The sequence below is a fragment of the Vibrio sp. 10N.222.49.A3 genome (assembly GCF_041475145.1).
GTDB classification, from domain to species: domain Bacteria; phylum Pseudomonadota; class Gammaproteobacteria; order Enterobacterales; family Vibrionaceae; genus Vibrio; species Vibrio tasmaniensis_A.
The window spans coordinates 1-366 of record NZ_JBFRVM010000343.1; the positions used below are offsets into that span (position 1 = coordinate 1).

General features: G+C 38.0%; 1 protein-coding gene. It reads right to left on the reverse strand.

The window, feature by feature from the left end; translation table 11 throughout:
* A partial coding sequence (locus tag AB4589_RS25510) for a hypothetical protein (RefSeq protein ID WP_372101968.1) occupies window positions 1-267 on the reverse strand: 267 nt, incomplete at its 3' end.
* Window positions 268-366 lie beyond the last annotated feature (99 nt).

Below are 366 nucleotides of genomic sequence, written 5' to 3' on the forward strand. Positions count from 1 at the left end.
CTGCTGGTGCGGATCAAAGATGTACAACTCACCAGCCAAGTCGACAACACTAAACTTATAAATTGCGTCATCTTCAATCCATGACCTGTGCATATACTGATGTTCTTCGGATATAAATTGCATACTGTCGTGTGCAACTTGTGCTTGTTCAATCTTCGAAAACTCGTTATCCATAGCTCCAGAAAAAACTTTTTTAAATGAGTGAATAGTCTCTGTATCAAGACTAGACATATGACGCTCGATTAAATCTTCAAAAGATAAACTCAACTTACTCTCCTCAAAAACCCAGCAACACAGACGGAATCATTCCATCTATGTTGCTGTCGTTCATTATAAAACTCAATAGGTATCAACCTGTTGTGTGAA